At 60.8% G+C, this 17,706-nt stretch carries 12 protein-coding genes; 2 read left to right on the top strand and 10 right to left on the bottom strand.

Features of this window, described 5'->3' with window-relative positions; all coding sequences use genetic code 11:
- Positions 1-104: 104 nt before the first annotated feature.
- The 3 genes from B0D71_RS18115 to B0D71_RS18105 are packed head-to-tail and all read right to left on the bottom strand — an operon-like array spanning position 105 to position 1,874.
- A complete protein-coding gene (locus B0D71_RS18115) occupies positions 105-776 on the bottom strand; it encodes a GNAT family N-acetyltransferase (RefSeq protein ID WP_103395980.1) in 672 nt (223 codons plus the stop codon).
- Positions 777-793: 17 nt separating this feature from the next.
- A complete protein-coding gene (locus tag B0D71_RS18110) occupies positions 794-1,240 on the bottom strand; it encodes a GNAT family N-acetyltransferase (RefSeq protein WP_103395979.1) in 447 nt (148 codons plus the stop codon).
- A 10-nt stretch (positions 1,241-1,250) separates the two neighbouring features.
- Positions 1,251-1,874 (bottom strand): FMN-binding negative transcriptional regulator, encoded by a 624-nt coding sequence (locus tag B0D71_RS18105; protein WP_103395978.1) that lies wholly within the window; start codon positions 1,872-1,874, stop codon positions 1,251-1,253.
- A gap of 92 nt (positions 1,875-1,966) precedes the next feature.
- Between B0D71_RS18105 and pdxR the strand changes: the two genes are divergently transcribed.
- Complete coding sequence (gene pdxR, locus B0D71_RS18100) at positions 1,967-3,520, top strand: MocR-like pyridoxine biosynthesis transcription factor PdxR (protein WP_103395977.1); 1,554 nt, start codon at positions 1,967-1,969, stop codon at positions 3,518-3,520.
- A gap of 65 nt (positions 3,521-3,585) precedes the next feature.
- Here pdxR and B0D71_RS18095 read toward each other — a convergent pair whose 3' ends face one another.
- The 7 genes from B0D71_RS18095 to B0D71_RS18060 form a co-directional block, all read right to left on the bottom strand.
- On the bottom strand, positions 3,586-8,202 hold the full coding sequence (locus B0D71_RS18095) for a coiled-coil domain-containing protein (protein WP_103395976.1): 4,617 nt from the start codon (positions 8,200-8,202) through the stop codon (positions 3,586-3,588).
- A gap of 163 nt (positions 8,203-8,365) precedes the next feature.
- Complete coding sequence (locus tag B0D71_RS18090) at positions 8,366-9,466, bottom strand: polyamine ABC transporter substrate-binding protein (protein ID WP_103395975.1); 1,101 nt, start codon at positions 9,464-9,466, stop codon at positions 8,366-8,368.
- Positions 9,467-9,481: 15 nt separating this feature from the next.
- Positions 9,482-10,510, bottom strand: a complete 1,029-nt coding sequence (locus B0D71_RS18085; protein ID WP_103395974.1) for a histone deacetylase family protein — start codon at positions 10,508-10,510, stop codon at positions 9,482-9,484.
- A gap of 154 nt (positions 10,511-10,664) precedes the next feature.
- Positions 10,665-11,657 (bottom strand): AraC family transcriptional regulator, encoded by a 993-nt coding sequence (locus tag B0D71_RS18080; protein ID WP_103395973.1) that lies wholly within the window; start codon positions 11,655-11,657, stop codon positions 10,665-10,667.
- Between the two features lie 165 nt (positions 11,658-11,822).
- Positions 11,823-12,827: an asparaginase gene (locus B0D71_RS18070; protein WP_103395972.1), complete on the bottom strand. Its 1,005-nt coding sequence runs from the start codon at positions 12,825-12,827 to the stop codon at positions 11,823-11,825.
- Positions 12,828-12,967: 140 nt separating this feature from the next.
- Positions 12,968-14,416, bottom strand: a complete 1,449-nt coding sequence (locus tag B0D71_RS18065) for an alanine/glycine:cation symporter family protein (protein WP_103395971.1) — start codon at positions 14,414-14,416, stop codon at positions 12,968-12,970.
- Positions 14,417-14,947: 531 nt separating this feature from the next.
- A complete protein-coding gene (locus tag B0D71_RS18060) occupies positions 14,948-16,372 on the bottom strand; it encodes an aspartate ammonia-lyase (RefSeq protein WP_046038891.1) in 1,425 nt (474 codons plus the stop codon).
- Between the two features lie 180 nt (positions 16,373-16,552).
- Between B0D71_RS18060 and B0D71_RS18055 the strand changes: the two genes are divergently transcribed.
- Positions 16,553-17,470: a LysR substrate-binding domain-containing protein gene (locus B0D71_RS18055; protein ID WP_103395970.1), complete on the top strand. Its 918-nt coding sequence runs from the start codon at positions 16,553-16,555 to the stop codon at positions 17,468-17,470.
- The last annotated feature ends 236 nt before the right edge of the window (positions 17,471-17,706 follow it).

Here is a 17,706-nt window from a genome sequence, read left to right as displayed (position 1 = left end):
CTCGCTCCCACAAGGTTTTGGGTTGGCCACGTCATTGTGACCAACGACTAACCCCTGTAGGGGCGAGGCGTGCCCGCGAAGGCGTCCGTCCAGGCGCTAAAGATTTACCCGCGGCACTCTGCCAGGGTTTTCACCTGCCCCGACTCCGTCTGGTTCTCATCGCTCAACCAGCGCTCGAATCCGGCTCCAATCGCAGCCCATTCCGAATCGAGGATCGAGTACCACGCCGTATCGCGGTTCTGGCCCTTGACCACCATGTGCTGGCGGAACACCCCCTCAAAACTGAAGCCCAATCGTTCGGCCGCGTATTTGGAGCGGGCGTTGGCGTTGTTGCATTTCCATTCCAGGCGGCGGTAACCCAGGGCAAACGATTCCTTGGCCAACAGGTAAACCGCCTCGGTGCTTTTCGGTGAGCGCTGCATTGGGGCGCCGAAGGAGACGTGGCCGATTTCGATGCGGCCCTGGGCCGGAACGATGGACATCAGGCTCAAAATGCCCTGGACCTCGCCGCTGGAGCGGTCGATCACACTGAAGAAATACGGGTCGCTGCTGGCCGCGTGGTTGTTCAGCCAGTCGTTGAAGACACTGCGCTCCGGAAAGGGGCCGTAAGGCAGGTAGTCCCACAGCTTCGGGTCGGCGCCGGGACCTTGCAGGGCTTTGAACAGGTCGTCGCCGTGGCGTGCGGGGTCGAGTCTTTCCAGGCGGATGTAACGCCCTTCGATCAGTTGAGTCGTGGGGGCCGGGACGCCTTTCCAGTCCGTGAGTGAAGTCGACATGTTGTTCTCCTTGAACCTTAAATGGCTTTGCGAAACTGGATGAAACCCGGGCGTTCGGCGATGCGCTCGTAAAGCTGGATCGCGGTGGCGTTGGTTTCGTGGGTCAGCCAGTGGACTTTGTTGCAGCCGTCAGCCTTGGCCGTGGTGTAGACGAATTCGATCAGCTGGCGGCCGACGCCGGTGCCTCTGGTTTCCGGGACCACCAGCAAGTCTTGCAGGTAGCAGGCGTTTTCGATGGCCCAGTTCGAACGATGGTAGATGAAGTGCACCATGCCCACCGCTTTGCCATCGGCCCAGGCGAGGGCGGCGTGGGTTGGCTCATTCGGGTCGAGCATACGCTGCCAGGTGCTTTGGGTGACGGTTTGCGGCAATTCGGTTTTATAGAAGCGCAGGTAGGCTTGCCACAGCGGCAACCAGGCCGCGTGATCAGCGGCGGTGACTTGGCGAATGTCGATTTGACTCATGGTGATTTCCTTAGCGCATCAATTGGGCGAGGGTCTGGTCGTTGACGTCGGGGCTGGCGGCCAGGCCTTCGCGTACGCCGGCGATGTCGGCGGGGCTGCGGTTCTGGCTGAGCTTGCGCTTGCCTTCCAGACGGTCGATGGGAATGGCGAAACCGACGATCGCCTTGAGCATGCCGTCGATGTAGTCGGCGGGGGCGTCGGCCACTGACCACGGTTGGGCGCGGCCAGCTTCATGACGGTCGGTGAGGGTGCTGACGATGTCGAGCAGCCGCCCGCCATCGCTAAAGGTTTCGGCTCGGCCATAGGCGTGTACGGCGACGTAGTTCCAGGTTGGCACGACTTTGCCGTGTTCGGCCTTGCTCGGGTAGAAGCCGGGGCTAACGTAGGCGTCGGCACCGGCAAAAATCAGCAGGGCTTCGGCACCGTCGCGCAGGTCTTTCCACTGTGGATTGGCTTTGGCCAGATGCCCGTACAACGTGCCGTTCGTGCCTTGTTCGCAATGCAGCAGCACCGGCACATGACTGGCTTGCAGGCCGCTTTCGCCGTGGGTCACCAATATGGCGAGACGGGTGGCGAGGATCAGTTCATGCAGTTGGGACAACTCGTCGATGGCAAAAGCGCGTGGCGTGTACATGGAGATATTTTCCTTGGCGAATGTCTGCATCCTAGGCAGGCTATTGGTCTGTTGTAAGAGCCATTAACGACCAATTTCATAGGTCCATTGCCATGACGGATACGCCGCTTTCCTTGTCGTTCAACCCGGCCGGTATCGAACTCGATCGTCGTCAGGGGCTGAGCCGTCAGCTCTATCAGGCTTTGCGCCTTCGCGTCCTCGACGGGCGATTGGCCAGTGGTACGCGCCTGCCGGCCAGTCGTGACCTGGCCGCGGCGCTGGCGATTTCCCGTAACAGCGTGGTGCGCGCCTATGATCAGCTGTATGCCGAAGGCTTCATTGAGGGGCGCGTCGGGGATGGCACTTATGTCGCGCAACTGCCTCAGGCAGCGTTGCCGGCAAAAAAACTATCCACAAAAGTATCCACAGGCTTTTCAACAGGGTTATCCACAGCTTTATCCACAAATCGGCTCGATTTACCTGTGGATCCATCCAGCAAAGTTATCCACAGCGACCCGTTGGCACGGGTCAAAAACAACCATTTACCCAGCCCGCCGAGTGGACCGCCCCGGGCATTTCGGGTCGGTGTTCCGGCGTTCGATCTGTTTCCATTCGAGGTCTGGGCCAAGCTGAATGCGGCTTTCTGGCGCAAACCGGATTTGCAGCAGCTGTGCTATGGCGACCCGGCCGGCGATGCGCGCTTGCGCGGGATGATCGCCGCGTATTTGCGCAGTTCCCGTGGCATGCAGTGCACGGCTGAGCAAATTGTGATCACCAGTGGCGCGCAGCAGGGGATCAGCCTTTGTGCACAGTTGCTAGTGGAGCCGGGCGACGGCGTGGCGATCGAGAATCCGGGGTATCGGGCGGCCGGCCATGCGTTCGCCGTGGCGGGTGCACGGCTGCATGGGGTGGCGGTGGACAGCGAGGGCATCGATTGCAGTGAACTGGCAAAGCTCAGTGATTGTCGGCTGACCTACGTCACGCCGTCACACCAGTATCCCACTGGCGTGGTCATGAGTCTGGCTCGACGCCTGGAGTTGTTGGCCTGGGCAGAACGCACCCAGGGCTGGATCGTCGAGGATGATTACGATGGCGAGTACCGCTACAGCGGCGCACCGCTGGCGCCCTTGGCGGCATTGGATCGGCAAGGCCGGGTGCTTTACGTCGGCACGTTTGGCAAGGTGGCGTTTCCAGCATTGCGCCTGGGTTACCTGGTGTTGCCTGCGGGTCTGGTGGAAGCCTTTGCCCAGCGTCGTGCAGTGGATGTCCGACATTCGGAAGTCAGCACCCAAGCAGTGATGGCCGAGTTCATGGCGGCGGGACACTTCCAGCGGCATATTCGCCGGATGCGCCGTGCGGCGCTGAGTCGGCGTAATACCCTGCTCAATGGCTGGCCGCTGGACATGCCTGGCGTCGGCCCATTACCCACAGTCGCGGCCGGGCTGCACATGACCGTGCCGATCGATAGTGTGGCGCGTGAGCAAGAACTGATCGAATTGGCACGTGGCGTCGATGTCGAGATCAATGGTTTGAGCAGTTATTGGCTGCCGGACTCCACCACCCCGGTCGATCAACGCGCCGGGCTGGTGCTGGGCTTTGCGGCAGTGCCTGAGAAATCGATCGAGGCGGCACTGGAGCGATTACGCTCGGTGTGGCGTGCTCGCTGAAGTGGGCGGGTGATCAACCCGTCCGAGTTCACACATCAGGGGTGTGAACTCGGGTTACCGGGTGCTCAGTCCTCGCCATTTTCCTTTTTGACGTTAGAGGCTTTTGAAAAGAACAGTGAATTGGCCAGTTGCGGGCTAATTTCGCTGCGATAGATGGCGATCACCTGGCTGCTGGAGGCCGAACGCAGGTCGGATGCGCCGGCCATCAACCGTTGATCACGCAGTTTCAGGTGGGCGGCGGTAAACGCCTCGACGGGCGTGCCGGGGCCGGTGTAGTGGAAATGCGCGTACCACAACGGTTGCCCGGTGCCTCGCTCGCGAATCTCGTATTCCTCCAGATAATCCTTACGCGGGCCTTTGAGTCGGCGTCGCTCACCGCTGCGCACGATATCGATTTCATTTTTGCTCGACAGCCATTCGACGCGGGCAGCGGTGGGTGGTTGTTGCTTGATCATCTCGACCCGGATCCGGTAGCCCTCGGCATACAGTCGATCACGTGCCACGTTCAAGTCAGCACCCAGTGTTGTCGTGGTGTCGGTTGTATTCGACGCGGTCAGGGTCTGCTCGAGCATCTTCGCGCTTCTGTCGAGCTGTTCGGCTTTTTGCTGAAATAACTCTTCGATTTCCACCGGGATACGGCCCGTTTTTTTCGCGCTCGCTTCGGTTTGCCGAATGAAGTTGTCCACGCCGTCGAGCAGTGTCTGGCCTTGCGCGATTTGGCTGTCGAGGTCAGGCGCCTGGACAGTCGGGCGGCGGCGTCTGGGGGGCACGCGTTCAACCCAGACGCCGGGTGTTTTTTCGTGAAAGGTGGCGATCACTTTGCCGGTCAAGGGCGATTTCACATCCAGCAAGACCGGTTGTCCCGATGCCGAGGGGCGTAATTCACCAACGACCGTGCCCTTGAAGCGCGTCTTGACGACCCGTTTGCGCGATGCCGGCGCGGGCTTTGAAGGCCCGGGGCGGGGTTCCACCGGTCGTTGTTCACGCAGCAATTGCGCCAGATTGGCTTCGGTGTCCTGCTGGAATTCGCTGATTCGCGAACGTAGGTGTTTGAACGGTTGCTCCAGAACCGCTTCGTTGTGGTTGAGGCTGAAGTCTTCGAAGGATTGCTCGATAGCGGCAAACTGTTCGAGCATGCCGTTGAGGCCTTCGATGCGTTCGCCCGCCGCCCATGTACTGTCTTGCAGCATCAGCTCTTGCGAGGTCTGGATAACCAGGTTGGTGGTGTCGAGCAGGCGCTCGAATGCGCTCCGGGCATCGTTCAGCGCGGCACTGTTACCTTCTTTCAGACAGACGTCGCGGGCCAGCGAAACCTGAAGCGCCTTGAGATCGCTAAGGCTGAAAGCGGGCAGTTTTGTCCGGTAGGTGCCCGCCACTTCCGCAGCGCCTCTACCGAGTCGGCTCAACTCATGGAACCGCGATTGGGCGAATTCGATCTTGCCGATCATGCCCTCGGTCAGGTCGACCATTTTCTGGTAAGTCGCGCGGTCACCGGTGCTACTTGCCGTTTCTTCGGCATCGAGCAACGTCAGGGTTTCCCTCAAGGATTGAGCGAAGGTCGCTTGACGCTGATCGAGCCATGTCTGGTTGAAGAACAACTGAGTGCCGATCATCTCGACCATGGCGCTGCGGTAGTTGGGCACGGTGTCGAGCAGGTTCAACGATTTCAGCTGCTCGATGGGCAGGGCGTATTCCTGGGTGCGGCGATCGAGCTTCTCGAGGAACTGCGTTTGCGCGGCAGGCAGTGACTCGTCGCTGGCCGATTTCATGGCGTTGTGAGCGTCGGTCAGTTCTGTACGTGCCCGTTCGCGTTCGCGATCAAACTCGACCAGTTGCCGTTTGAGGTTGGCAATGCGCTCGCGGTTCTGCTGTTTGAGTGCCTTGCGCCGACTCGACAGACCGCCGCCGCGCAGGCGCAGTCGGGTGTCGACGAACCATTCGCCCCGTTGATTGCTGATCAGTGCCGGGCCGGTGCGCGCCGGTTGCTGACGGGAGTCGATGATTGACACTTCGCCCGTGTCCTCGACGGCCACCTCGAACCAGCGTTCGCCCACCGGCGCGTAACAGGTGTTTTCCTTTCGATAGAGGTGGTGATAGATACCGTTGCCACTGTCGGGCGCTGTGAGCGGTTCGGGTGGCGTGACAGTGAAGCGATCCAGGGTTTGGGTCAGGTCCAGGGCCGCGTCGGTGGTCACTGACTGGCGATGTTGCTCCGCAGGGTGCTCGCCGAGGATGTCGGGCAATTGCACCACGGTCACGGGTTGCAGGGCCGGTTTTTCCGGGTGCTCAAGCGCGGTTGCCATCGGTTTTTCCCGGACCCTGCGCACAGGTGGGTTGCGCGTGCTGGCGTGATGGGCAAGCACCATGGCCAGGGTCAGCAGCAGATCGGTCATGGCTGATGTCTGCTGCTGGTGGTCGCCACTGTCGGGCGCGTCGAGGGTTTGCTGCAAGTCATCCAGTACTTGCCAGATCCACGCGGCCGTCCCGACGGTTCTACCGAGAAAGGGCAATGCGGCATTGAGCAGCGTCCAGGCTGCGCGCTTGTAGCTCGCCCAACGATTTTGCGCGTTGGACAACGATTGCCGTTGTGCCAGTTCAATCAGTGCATTGACGTTGGCCTTGTACAGGGTGGCCAGATAATTGCCGCTGAGGACCCGCTGGCCAAGGGAAATCGGGCCGCTCATTTGCAGGGACGTCAGCGGATCGGCCAGCAGTTGAGAAATGCTCCAGACCGAAGGTCGGTCGCCGGTGAACGCATAGTTGGCGTAGTTGGCGCGGGCGTCGTCAGGCAGCCAGGCGAGTACGGATTGGCGCAACGTCGGCGAGTGTTTGATGGCGTAGATCAGGTTGGCGGGCGTCGGATATTGGCTCAGCGGCTGCTCCAGCATTGGCCGGTAAAGCAAGCACGGCCCCTTGTCCATCTGCCGGGGCCCGATGACGAACATGTTGGTCACTTCATCGGTGGCTCCTCCGATGCGCCAGCCGGGCCTGAAGGCCAGTGGGCGAATCACGATTTCCTGGCCATCCACCCAGCGATTGGCGTCGAGCACCTGGACCACGGCGGCGACATAGCGATAACCCGTTTCATCGATGCCGTTCTGCTTGCGAATCTTCAACTGCAAGGCCAGCAGCGGCAACTCGACGCGCAAATGACTGGTGAACAGGTTCTGGCGCCGCAGGCTTGCAATAGGATCGGCAAGCAGCTCGCGCTTGATCAGTGCCGGGTAGTTCTGGCCGATGTCGACGCGGGCGATCAGCGCCTCCAGATAGCTCACTGTCATCCATTGCGGCAGCGCGGCGGCGCTGACACTGCGCACGGATTTGTTGCCCTGCGGCAGGGCAATCAGGTTTTGCAGCGCCAGGTCGACCAGGCTCAGGGTGGTGCGCTCGGGCTCCACCAGAGGCACAAAGCTGCCCCAGACCACCACGCTGTCGACCACGATCTCGATGTCCGCCAGGTTCAGTTGTGTGGCGTCGGCATGCTGCTGGAGCATGGCCTCGCGCAGTTGATCCAGCGCAAACTCGCGGATCGGCTTGACCCCGTCCTGAAAGGATTTGCCGGCGTTCTGATTGCGCACCGTCACCAGATCCATCAGATGACGACTGTAAGCGGTGAGATCGCTGGAAGACGCATCGGCCATCCAGTCTGGCAGCGATTGCTCGACCCGATTGAATCGCGAGGATGATTGCTTGCCTGTCGGGTCGAGCTCGCTGGTCGTACGGCTGATGTGTGGCGCCAGGTCCGGGTTTGCCGCCGCGGGTTCGTTGGCCAGCGCACCGATTGCGTCGGCTTGCAGGGCGATCAGGTTGCACGCCAGGCGGTCGAAGTAATTGCCCAGGGGTTCGATCAGGCGCCAATGCAGAACGTTGCCCGGTACACGCCCATCGGTGTCCGCCAGCAACGACGCGCCCAGCTCCTGCAGGGAGTCGAACGCCTGGAAGCCACGGGTGATGGTGTGAGTGAGGATCAGGGTCCGGGTACCCAGTGTTCCGATCAGTACCGCCATGTCGAGGATGTTGACGTGAGTCGAGGCAGCATCGCTCAGGGCGTCCAGGTCGATCAGGCAGGCGCGCGACTGATAGGGGTCATGCGAACGGCGGGCGCTTTTGTCCGGGTAGGCGAAAAGCTTGCCGGCCATGGCGTGCTGGTCACTGTCCCAGTCGGGGTTGGCCTCGATGTTCCACAGGTCACGCAAGGATTTGGACAGTTCCTGCCAGCGCGGCGCCGAGGCGCGGGTGAACTGATTCCAGTAATCGACCTGCTGTTCTTGGAACGCGACAAACAGCAACGGTGCCAACTCGTTGAGCAGGCGCCCGATGGCGTCGATGCTGACGGGCAGTTGCGTCGGTGTCTGTTCCCGGGGTTGAAGGGTGAGGTAGTGCTCGCCATCGAGGTAGGTCACGGGTGTTTCCGCTACGCCATGGCGCACCAGCGCATCTGTCAGCGACTCGAAATGCCGTGGCCCAGGTTCGACGTGCCCATCGTGCGAGGTCCAGGTCGGCGTCACCACCATGGCCAGTCGAGGGTCGATCTGCACATTCGGGTACAGCGCTTTCAGGGCAGGTTGCAGCGCATGGGTGGCGACTTCCCTGATCGAGGGGCCGGTTACCAATTGGGTGAGCAGGGCGTCCTGGTCGTCGGAAAGGCGATGTAGAACAGGAGGGCTGGTGATATAGGGCATGGTCACATCCTTTGTGAGGGCAGCAGGCACCGTGGAAGGGTCGATGCGCGATCCGTTGCAAGGTAGTGACGGGCGAGGTGGCACTGGCGGTAAATAATTATCGCGGGCAAAAAAAAGACCTGCGCAAGCGCAGGTCCTGGTGACGACGGCAGCGAGGCGGGTGTCAGGTACCGGACTTGATCTTGGTCCAGGCACGGGTCCGTGCACGTTCTGCATCACGCGGCAGCGGTTGCAGGGTGTAGAGCGTGCTCATCGCCGTATCGGTCGGGTACAGGTTCGGGTTGTTGCGAATCGCCGGGTCGACCCGTTCCGTCGCGTCCTTGTTCGGGTTCGGATAGCCCACGAAGTCGCTGACCGGCGCAATCACCTGAGGCTGCAGCAGGTAGTTGATGAAGGTGTAGGCGTCTTCGGTGTTTTTCGCACCCTTCGGAATCGCCAGCATGTCGAACCAGATTGGCGCGCCTTCCTTCGGTAAACGCATGTCGACGATCACACCGTTCTTGGCTTCCTTGGCGCGATTGGCGGCTTGCGAGAAGCTGCCGGAATAACCGACTGCGACGCAGATGTCACCGTTGGCGATGTCGGCCATGTACTTCGACGAATGGAAATAGGTCACGTACGGGCGGATCTTCATCAACAATGCTTCAGCCTTGTCGTAGTCCGCAGGCTTCTTGCTGTTGGGGTCCAGGCCGAGGTGTTGCAGGGCCAGCGGCAGGATTTCCGACGGCGAGTCGAGCAGGGCGACGCCGCACTGCTTGAGCTTGCTGATGTTCTCTTCCTTGAAGATCAAATCCCAACTGTCTACCGGCGCATCGGCACCGAGGGCGGCCTTGACCTTGTCCGGGTTGAAGCCGATCAGGATGGTGCCGTACATGTAGGGCACGGCGAATTTGTTGCCTGGATCGTTGGCCTCGATCAGCTTCATCAGCTTGGGGTCGAGGTGATTCCAGTTCGGCAACTTACTGCGATCCAGGGGCTGGAACACCCCGGCTTCGATCTGCTTGGCGAGGAACACGTTGGACGGCACCACGACGTCGTAGCCGGAGTTGCCGGTCAACAACTTGGCCTCCAGGGCTTCGTTGGTGTCGAAGATGTCGTAGACCAGTTTGGTCAGGGTGTTCTGCGCCTTGAAGTCTTCCAGGGCTTTGGGGGTGATGTAGTCGAACCAGTTGTAGACGCGCAACGTTCGTTCTTCGGCGTGTGCAACACTGCTGAGCACCGTGGCGCACAGCGCAGGCACGACTAAACGCTTAAGACTTTTCATGCTTCTACTTCCTCATCAAGCGCTTTCGAAACCTTCGAGAACGTTCACGGCATTGATGCCGATTTCTTCGACCGCGTAACCACCTTCCATGACGAACAGCGTCGGTACGCCGAGGCCGGCAATGCGCTTGCCCATGGCCAGGTAATCCGGGCTGTCGAGTTTGAATTGCGAGATCGGATCGTCCTTGAAGGTGTCGACGCCCAAAGACACGACGACGATGTCGGCGCCATAGCTTTCGATTTCTTTGCAGGCCTGTTCCAGCGCTGCACTCCAGGTGTCCCAGCCTGAACCGGCGGGCAACGGATAGTTGAAGTTGAAGCCTTCACCGGCGCCTTCGCCCAGCTCATCTTCGTAGCCGAGGAAGAACGGGAACTCGGCTTCCGGATGACCGTGGATCGAGGTGAACAGCACGTCGCTGCGCTCATAGAAAATCGATTGAGTGCCGTTGCCGTGGTGGTAGTCGACGTCGAGGATCGCGACCTTCTTGTGGCCCTGATCAAGGAACGCCTGGGCGGCGATGGCGGCGTTGTTGAGGTAGCAATAACCGCCCATCAAGTCGCTGGCGGCATGGTGTCCCGGTGGGCGGCATAGAGCGAATGCACTGCGGGCACCGCGCTGGATTTCAGCTTGGGCGGTTAGCGCAACTTGTGCTGCGCTGTACGCCGCTTGCCAGGTGCCGGCGGTGATCGGGGCGCCGCCGTCGAAACTGTAGTAGCCGAGCTGGCCGTGCAGGCTGGTGGGTTTGATGCGGCGCAGGGTGCGAGCCGGCCAGGTGTAGGGCAGCAAGTCGCCGTCGGTATTGAACTCGGTCCAACGGGCCCAGGCGCCTTTGAAGAAGTCGAGATAGTCGCGGCTGTGGATGCGCTCGATTGGCCCGAGGCCGAAATCCTTCGGCGCTTCGACGGGACCGAGGTTCTGTTTTTGCACCCGTGAAAGTACGTGGTCGGCACGCGAAGGCATTTCGAAGCAGGGCTTGAGTTGCCCGTCTATCAATTCGCAACGGCCGTGGTGCAGGTGGTGATCGTCCGAGTAGATCGTCAGCATTTCTTGTTCTCCGCAGGCTGATTCGGTTGAACACAGTCTTGCGGTGTAGACGGATTTGGAGAACGGCAGGAAAGGCCAAAAGGGGATCTATATGGCCAAAACATTTGACCGAAATTCGCCCCTTCAAGTTGCGGTAGACCGGCCATGACATGTCCTAAGGTCTAAACTGACTCGGCGCCACACCACTCCAGCGCACAAACGCATGGCGAAAACTCGCGGTCTCGCTGAAGCCCAGCGCCTCGGCGATTTGATAGATCGGCAGTTGATCTTCGCAGAGCATTTGCTTGGCCTGTTCGAAACGCAGTTCGTCGAGCAGCTCTTGGTAGCTGCAGCCCATGTCCTTGAGGTGTCGGCGCAACGTGCGCGCCGAGCAATTCATCTGTTCAGCCAAACCCTCCAGCCCGGGCGCGGCGTTCAATTGCGCGCTGAGCAACTGTCGAATTCGACCCAGCCAGGCCTGGCGACCAGTGAACTCAAGGTTCTGCTTGCGGCAACGTTCGGCCATGGCTTGATGGGTGATCACATCGGCCAGCGGTAATGGCTGGTCCAGCCAGCGTTTGTCGAAGGCGAAGGCATTGTTGCTCGCGCCGAAGTGCAGCGGGCAGTTGAAGTGTTCGGCGTAGCTCGTTTCGTAGTCGGGCGCGGCATGTTCGAAGCGCGCGCCGAGCAAGGGCAGGGGGTGGCCGAGCAGGTCGTCGCAAGTGATTTTCAGCGATACGAGGCAGAACTCGGCGTTGAACACTGCCATGGCTGGACTCTCGCGGTAATCGGCGGCGGCGAACCAGATGCGCTCGCCATCGTCTTCCAGGCTCAGTTCGAAAAGTGTTCCCAGCAGCGCCGGATACCGCATTGCCAGACGCAAAGCGTCACCGAAGGTGGCACTGGTGAGCAGGGCGTAACCGAGTATGCCGTAGCAGGAAACATGCATCCGCCGGCCCAGTTCCAGGCCGATGTCGTGCTTGAGGGCGACGGCGTTGGCACAGACCTGCATTTCCTGATTGGTGGTGATGCGTGTGTCGGCACGGTTCAGATCCGCCGCACTGATGCCGCTTCCGGTCAGCAGCGCCTCGCTGGACAAGCCTTTAGCCTTAAAGGCATCGAGCACCAGGGAGACCGCGTTGAGCGTGGTGAGGTGGGAGTGGAGCATAGGGACTTCCAGCCTTGGGGGTACTGGAATTGGGAGCAAGTAGTGTGCCGGGTGAAGGACTTGTGGGAGCGAGCTTGCTCGCGATAGCGGTTGTTCATTCAACATTTGCGTCGACTGACCTGACGCCATCGCGAGCAAGCTCGCTCCCACAGGTTTGGTGTTTTGTCAGTTCAGCTCGCCACACAGGTCGAGTTCGACCAGGCGCCGCACCTCGGCGACATCAAGCCCTGCACCCAACAACCCATGCAATTTGCCGAACGCCGCTTCACGGGTCATGCCGCCACCGGACAACACGCCGACACCGCGCAAGCGACTGCCGGCTTCATAGACGTCCAGTTCAACCCCGCCTTCGTGGCACTGCGTCACCGCCACCACTACAACGCCGTTATCCCGCGCACGGCCGAGGCTGGCGAGGAACTCAGGGTTGTCGCTCGGGCCGGTGCCGCTGCCGTAACACTCCAACACCAGACCCTGAATGCCACTGTCGAGCAAGCCATCGAGGATCCCGGCGCTGATGCCTGGAAACAGCGGCAGCACAGCGACATTCGCCAATTGTTTAGGTTGGTTGTAATTCAGTTGCGTTGGAATCGAGGTCGCTTTCACGCCACCGCCCTGACGCTCCAGGCGCTTGAACGGATGCCGACCAAAACTGCGTACCTTCGCGCAACGGGTCGGGTCGAGCAATTCGCCGTGGAAGTACAGATGCACACCCGGCGCCAGGCCTTGGCCCAGGGCAACCAGCGCGCCTCCAAGGTTTTCCCAGGCATCGCTATCGGTCACGCCGGCCGGCAGCATAGAGCCGGTAAAACACACGCGGGCATGCAGCCCCAACAGCTGAAAACTCATCGCTGCCGCGCTATAGGCCAGCGTGTCGGTGCCATGCAGGATCAGCACGCTATCGCAGCCCTGAACATCCACCGCATCGACCACCGCTTCGCGCAGTTGCTGCCAATACATCGGAGTCATGTTGGCGCTGTCGATCAGCGGCGACATCTCGCGGAAACGCCACTGCGGCACCACCAACTCGGGTTGGCTGTGCAGATACTCACGCATCCGCGCTTCGAAACCGGACGCCGGGGCCAGGCCATGGGCGCTGGCCTGCATGCCGATGGTGCCGCCGGTGTAGAGCACCATGACGTGCTGGGCTGCAGGGTAGGTCGAGGAATTCATGGGAATCTCCGAAATCGATGACTTCCTTGTGGGAGCGAGCCTGCTCGCGATAGCGGTGTGTCAGTCGACATCAATATTGAATGTCAGTCCGCATTCGCGAGCAGGCTCGCTCCCACATGGGATTGCCGCACTTTAACCGATCAGCGTTGCGCTGCGGTCACGCCTTGCGGCTCGGCTTGCACCTGCACGGCAGCCGGCGGATTGGCCGGCCATGCCTGGCGATCCAGGTCCAGGTCCGGGAACTTGGCGGAGTCGAACACCGGGGTCTTGATGCCTGCGGCGCGTTGGTCATCGTAGTCACGCAGGATGCGCATGCCGACCTTGAACAGCAGGAACAGCGCGATCAGGTTGACGAATGCGAGCATGGTCATGGTGATGTCGGCGAAGGCAAATACGGTGCCGAGGTTTTCGATGGCGCCCCAGAAAATCAGCACCAGCACCAGCGCGCGATAGCCGATCAGCGCCTTGCGGTTTTCGCCGATCAAAAAGCGCAGGTTGCTCTCGCCCAGGTAGTAGTTGTAGAGGATCGAGGTGAACACGAACAACGCCAGCGCCACGGAGATGAACATCCGGCCCCAGTCACCGACCACGGCGGCCAGCGAGTTCTGGGTCAGGGCAATGCCGTCGCCTTCGAAGCCCGGGGTGTAGAAGCCGGAGAGCAGGATCAGCAACGCGGTGCAGGTGCAGATCACGAAAGTATCGAGGAATACGCTGAACGCCTGAACCACACCTTGTGCCACCGGGTGCTCGACCGCCGCTACGGCCGCCACGTTCGGCGCACTGCCCAGACCCGCTTCGTTGGCGAACACGCCGCGCTTCACGCCCATCACAATGGCGCTGCCGATCAGGCCGCCGAAGGCCTGGTCCAGACCGAACGCGCTCTTGACGATGGTCATCAGCATGCCCGGTACGTGATCGAATTGCAGCACGATCACGTAGAGGGTCACGCCGATGTACACCAGGGTTTTGACCGGCACCAACAGGTCGGCGACCTTGGCGATACGCTTGATCCCGCCGATGAACACCAGGCCCAGCAACACGGCCAGGCCGATGCCGGTGTACGTGGTGTCGAGGCCGAACGCGTTGTTCAGCGAGTGCGTCACGGCGTGGGCTTGCAGGCCGTTGAAGGCGAAGCCGAAGGTCACAAGCAACAGGAACGCCATCAACATGCCCAGCCAGCGTTTTTGCAGGCCGTGCTGGATGTAATAGGACGGGCCGCCACGGAAGGTGCCGTCGGAGTCGGTGCGTTTGTAGAGCTGGCCGAGGGAGCATTCGAAGAAGCTGCTGGACATGCCGACCAATGCGGTCACCCACATCCAGAACACGGCACCGGGGCCGCCAAGCGTCACGGCAATGCCGACGCCGGCGATGTTGCCCGCACCGACGCGGCCGGCGAGGCTGAGCATCAGGGCCTGGAACGAACTGAGTTGCCCGGCGCTGCTTTTGAGGCTGTCGCGGAATACCGCGAACATGTGGAAGAAGTGACGCAATTGAACGAAACGCGAGCGGATCGTGAAGTAGCTACCGAGCCCGACAATGAGCACGATCAGTACTTTCCCTGAGAGGAAGTCGTTAATGACTTCGAGCATGGATTATTCCTCGCTGTTTTTTTATGTAGGCAAATGCTGGCCGGACAGACACATCGAGTTACACCAGCTGGCGCATGGCACAACAGGCGGGTCGAAGTTCGTCCCGGTTTCATATCGCGGGTTTGTTATTAGTTCGGGTTTCGCATGGGTTGTGGCCTCGCTACCGACGACCGCTCACGCGAAGAGGGGCGGCACTATACCGATGAGTGTGCCGTCCGTCTGCACGGTCGTGGTGCATTCGGGGAAGCGAAGCCTTTGAAGCGCCTGATATTTTTGTTGTCAGGCTATGTGGGAGCTGCTCCTGGTGGGAGCGGGCTCGCTCGCGAAAGCGGTGTGTCAGACACATCTTTGTTGAATGTGCCGCTGCCTTCGCGAGCAAGCCCGCCTCAACATTGGTCAGTCCCCAGACATACGGTGTTCACTGGCAAACAGTTAAAAAAAAGGGCCTGGAGCGTAATCTCCAAGCCCTCAAAAGGTGAGAGGTGTCTAGTCCCTCGACCTGGTGAGCAGTGCTACAAGTGACGCGTCGGGTTATGCCTTCAGAGGCACCAGGCGCGGAGCAATCATGTTTTCCGGGCGCAGGATGTCGGCGAGCATGGCTTCGTCGAGCAGACCTTCTTCGCGCACCAGTTCCAGCACGCCGCGGCCGCTTTCAAGGGCGAGGCCGGCGATGCGGGTGGCATTTTTGTAGCCGATGTACGGGTTCAACGCGGTGACCAGGCCGATCGAGTGCTCGACCAGTTCACGGCAGCGTGCTTCGTTGGCGGTGATGCCGACGATGCAGTGCTCGCGCAGCATGTCCATGGCGCGTTGCAGCAGGCGGATCGAGTCGAAGATCTTGAAAGCGATCAGCGGCTCCATCACGTTCAATTGCAACTGGCCGCCTTCGGCCGCGATGGTCAGCGCCAGGTCGTTACCAATGATCTGGAACGCCACCTGGTTAACGGCTTCCGGAATAACCGGGTTGACCTTGCCTGGCATGATCGAGCTGCCTGGCTGACGTGCCGGCAGGTTGATCTCGTTGATGCCGGTGCGTGGGCCGCTGGACAGCAGGCGCAGGTCGTTGCAGATCTTCGACAGCTTGACCGCGGTACGCTTGAGCATGCCGGAGAACAGTACGAACGCGCCCATGTCGGAGGTGGCTTCAATCAGGTCGGCGGCCGGTACCAGCGGTTGACCGCTGATCACTGCCAGACGCTGAACGGCCAGGTGCTGGTAACGCGGGTCGGCGTTGATGCCGGTGCCGATCGCGGTGCCACCCAGGTTCACTTCAGTCAGGACTTCCGGTGCCAGAGTCTTCAGGCGTGCCAGGTCTTCGCCCAGAGTAGTGGCGAACGCACGGAATTCTTGACCCAGGGTCATCGGAACGGCGTCTTGCAGCTGGGTGCGGCCCATCTTCAGGACGTGGTTGAATTCTTCACCCTTGGCCGCGAATGCCTGAATCAGGCTATCGAGGCTGGCGAGCAAGGCGTCGTGACCGAGCAACAGACCCAGACGGATCGCCGTCGGGTAGGCGTCGTTGGTCGACTGCGCCATGTTCACGTCGTCGTTCGGGTGCAGGTACTGGTATTCGCCTTTCTGGTGACCCATGGCCTCCAGTGCGATGTTGGCGATGACTTCGTTGGCATTCATGTTGGTCGAAGTGCCAGCGCCGCCTTGAATCATGTCCACCACGAACTCTTCGTGGAAGTCGCCGCGGATCAAACGTGCACAGGCTTCGCTGATGGCAGCGTGCTTGGCTTCGCTCAGGTGACCCAGCTCACGGTTGGCGTCAGCAGCGGCCTGTTTGACCATGGCCAGGCCGACAACCAGTTTCGGGTAGTGCGAAATCGGAACGCCCGAAAGGCGGAAGTTATTCACCGCTCGCAGGGTCTGGATGCCGTAATACGCTTGAGCGGGTACTTCGAGGGCGCCAAGCAGGTCGTTTTCTGTGCGGAATGATGCAGCGGAGGACATGATAGAAATCATCTCAATATGGACCCGGTCTGTGCCGGAACGTTGTGAATGCTAGGCTTGTGCAGAATTTTGGGCCAATGCTGTTAAACACTAGGCTATGCACATTCGGCATAATGCCCGTGTGACGCCGGCCTGACGGCGAGCGTGTGACCTAAATTGGTGCGTGTCCGGGAGGACGTGATGAATCTGGAAAGCAAATGGCTGGAGGACTTCAGTGCCCTGGCCGCCACCCGCAGCTTCTCCCAGGCAGCGGAACGACGCTTTGTGACGCAGCCGGCGTTCAGCCGGCGAATCCGCAGCCTGGAGGCGGCACTGGGGCTGACGCTGGTCAACCGCTCGCGCACACCGATCGAACTGACGGCGGCGGGACAATTGTTTCTGGTCACGGCACGCACTGTGGTCGAGCAGCTCGGCGAAGTGTTGCGCCATCTGCATCACCTGGAAGGCGGACAGGGCGAAGTGATGCAGGTCGCTGCCGCGCACTCCCTGGCGCTGGGTTTTTTTCCGCGCTGGATCGCGCAGTTGCGCAACGAAGGCTTGAACATCGCCACGCGGCTGGTGGCGACCAACGTCGGCGACGCGGTGCATGCGCTGCGTGAAGGCGGCTGCGATCTGATGCTCGCGTTCTACGACCCGGACGCGGCGATGCAGATGGACCCGGAAATTTTCCCCTCGCTACACCTTGGCCACACCGAAATGCTGCCGGTGTGCGCCGCCGATGCCGACGGCAAGCCGTTGTTCGACCTGGAAGGTGAGGCCAGCGTGCCGCTGCTGGCCTACAGCGCCGGCGCGTTTCTTGGCCGTTCGGTGAACATGCTGCTGCGTCAACGGGCACTGCGCTTCACCACTATCTATGAAACCGCCATGGCCGACAGCCTGAAAAGCATGGCCCTGGAGGGACTGGGCATCGCCTGGGTGCCGCAATTGAGCGTGCGCGCCGAACTGGCGCGTGGTGAGTTGGTGGTCTGCGGCGGCCCGCAATGGCATGTGCCGCTGGAAATTCGCCTGTATCGCTGTGCGTTGGTGCGCAAGGCGAACGTGCGGTTGTTGTGGCGCAAACTTGAAGGCGGCGCAGCCCAAACGCCTACAGGACTGTAGGAGCCGGCTGCTGGCGATCCAGACGCCGCCGGTCTGCCTGACACGCCCCGTCGCCTGGTTCGCCAGCAAGCCGGCTCCTACGGGGATTTCGGGTGGATTTGATTGACCTTGCGGTCAATAAAACCGGCGCTTTGCGCCGTATGACAGATGGTCGCCACGGGGGCTGTTTATCTGCTTCTTTGAGGTATACTGCGCGGCCTTCGGCCGGTTACGACCGGCCATAATTCGTACAATCA

The organism is Pseudomonas laurylsulfativorans (assembly GCF_002906155.1).
Taxonomy (GTDB): domain Bacteria; phylum Pseudomonadota; class Gammaproteobacteria; order Pseudomonadales; family Pseudomonadaceae; genus Aquipseudomonas; species Aquipseudomonas laurylsulfativorans.
The sequence above is the reverse complement of the archived record's forward strand: the minus strand, read 5'-3'. Positions and strand labels throughout refer to the sequence as shown.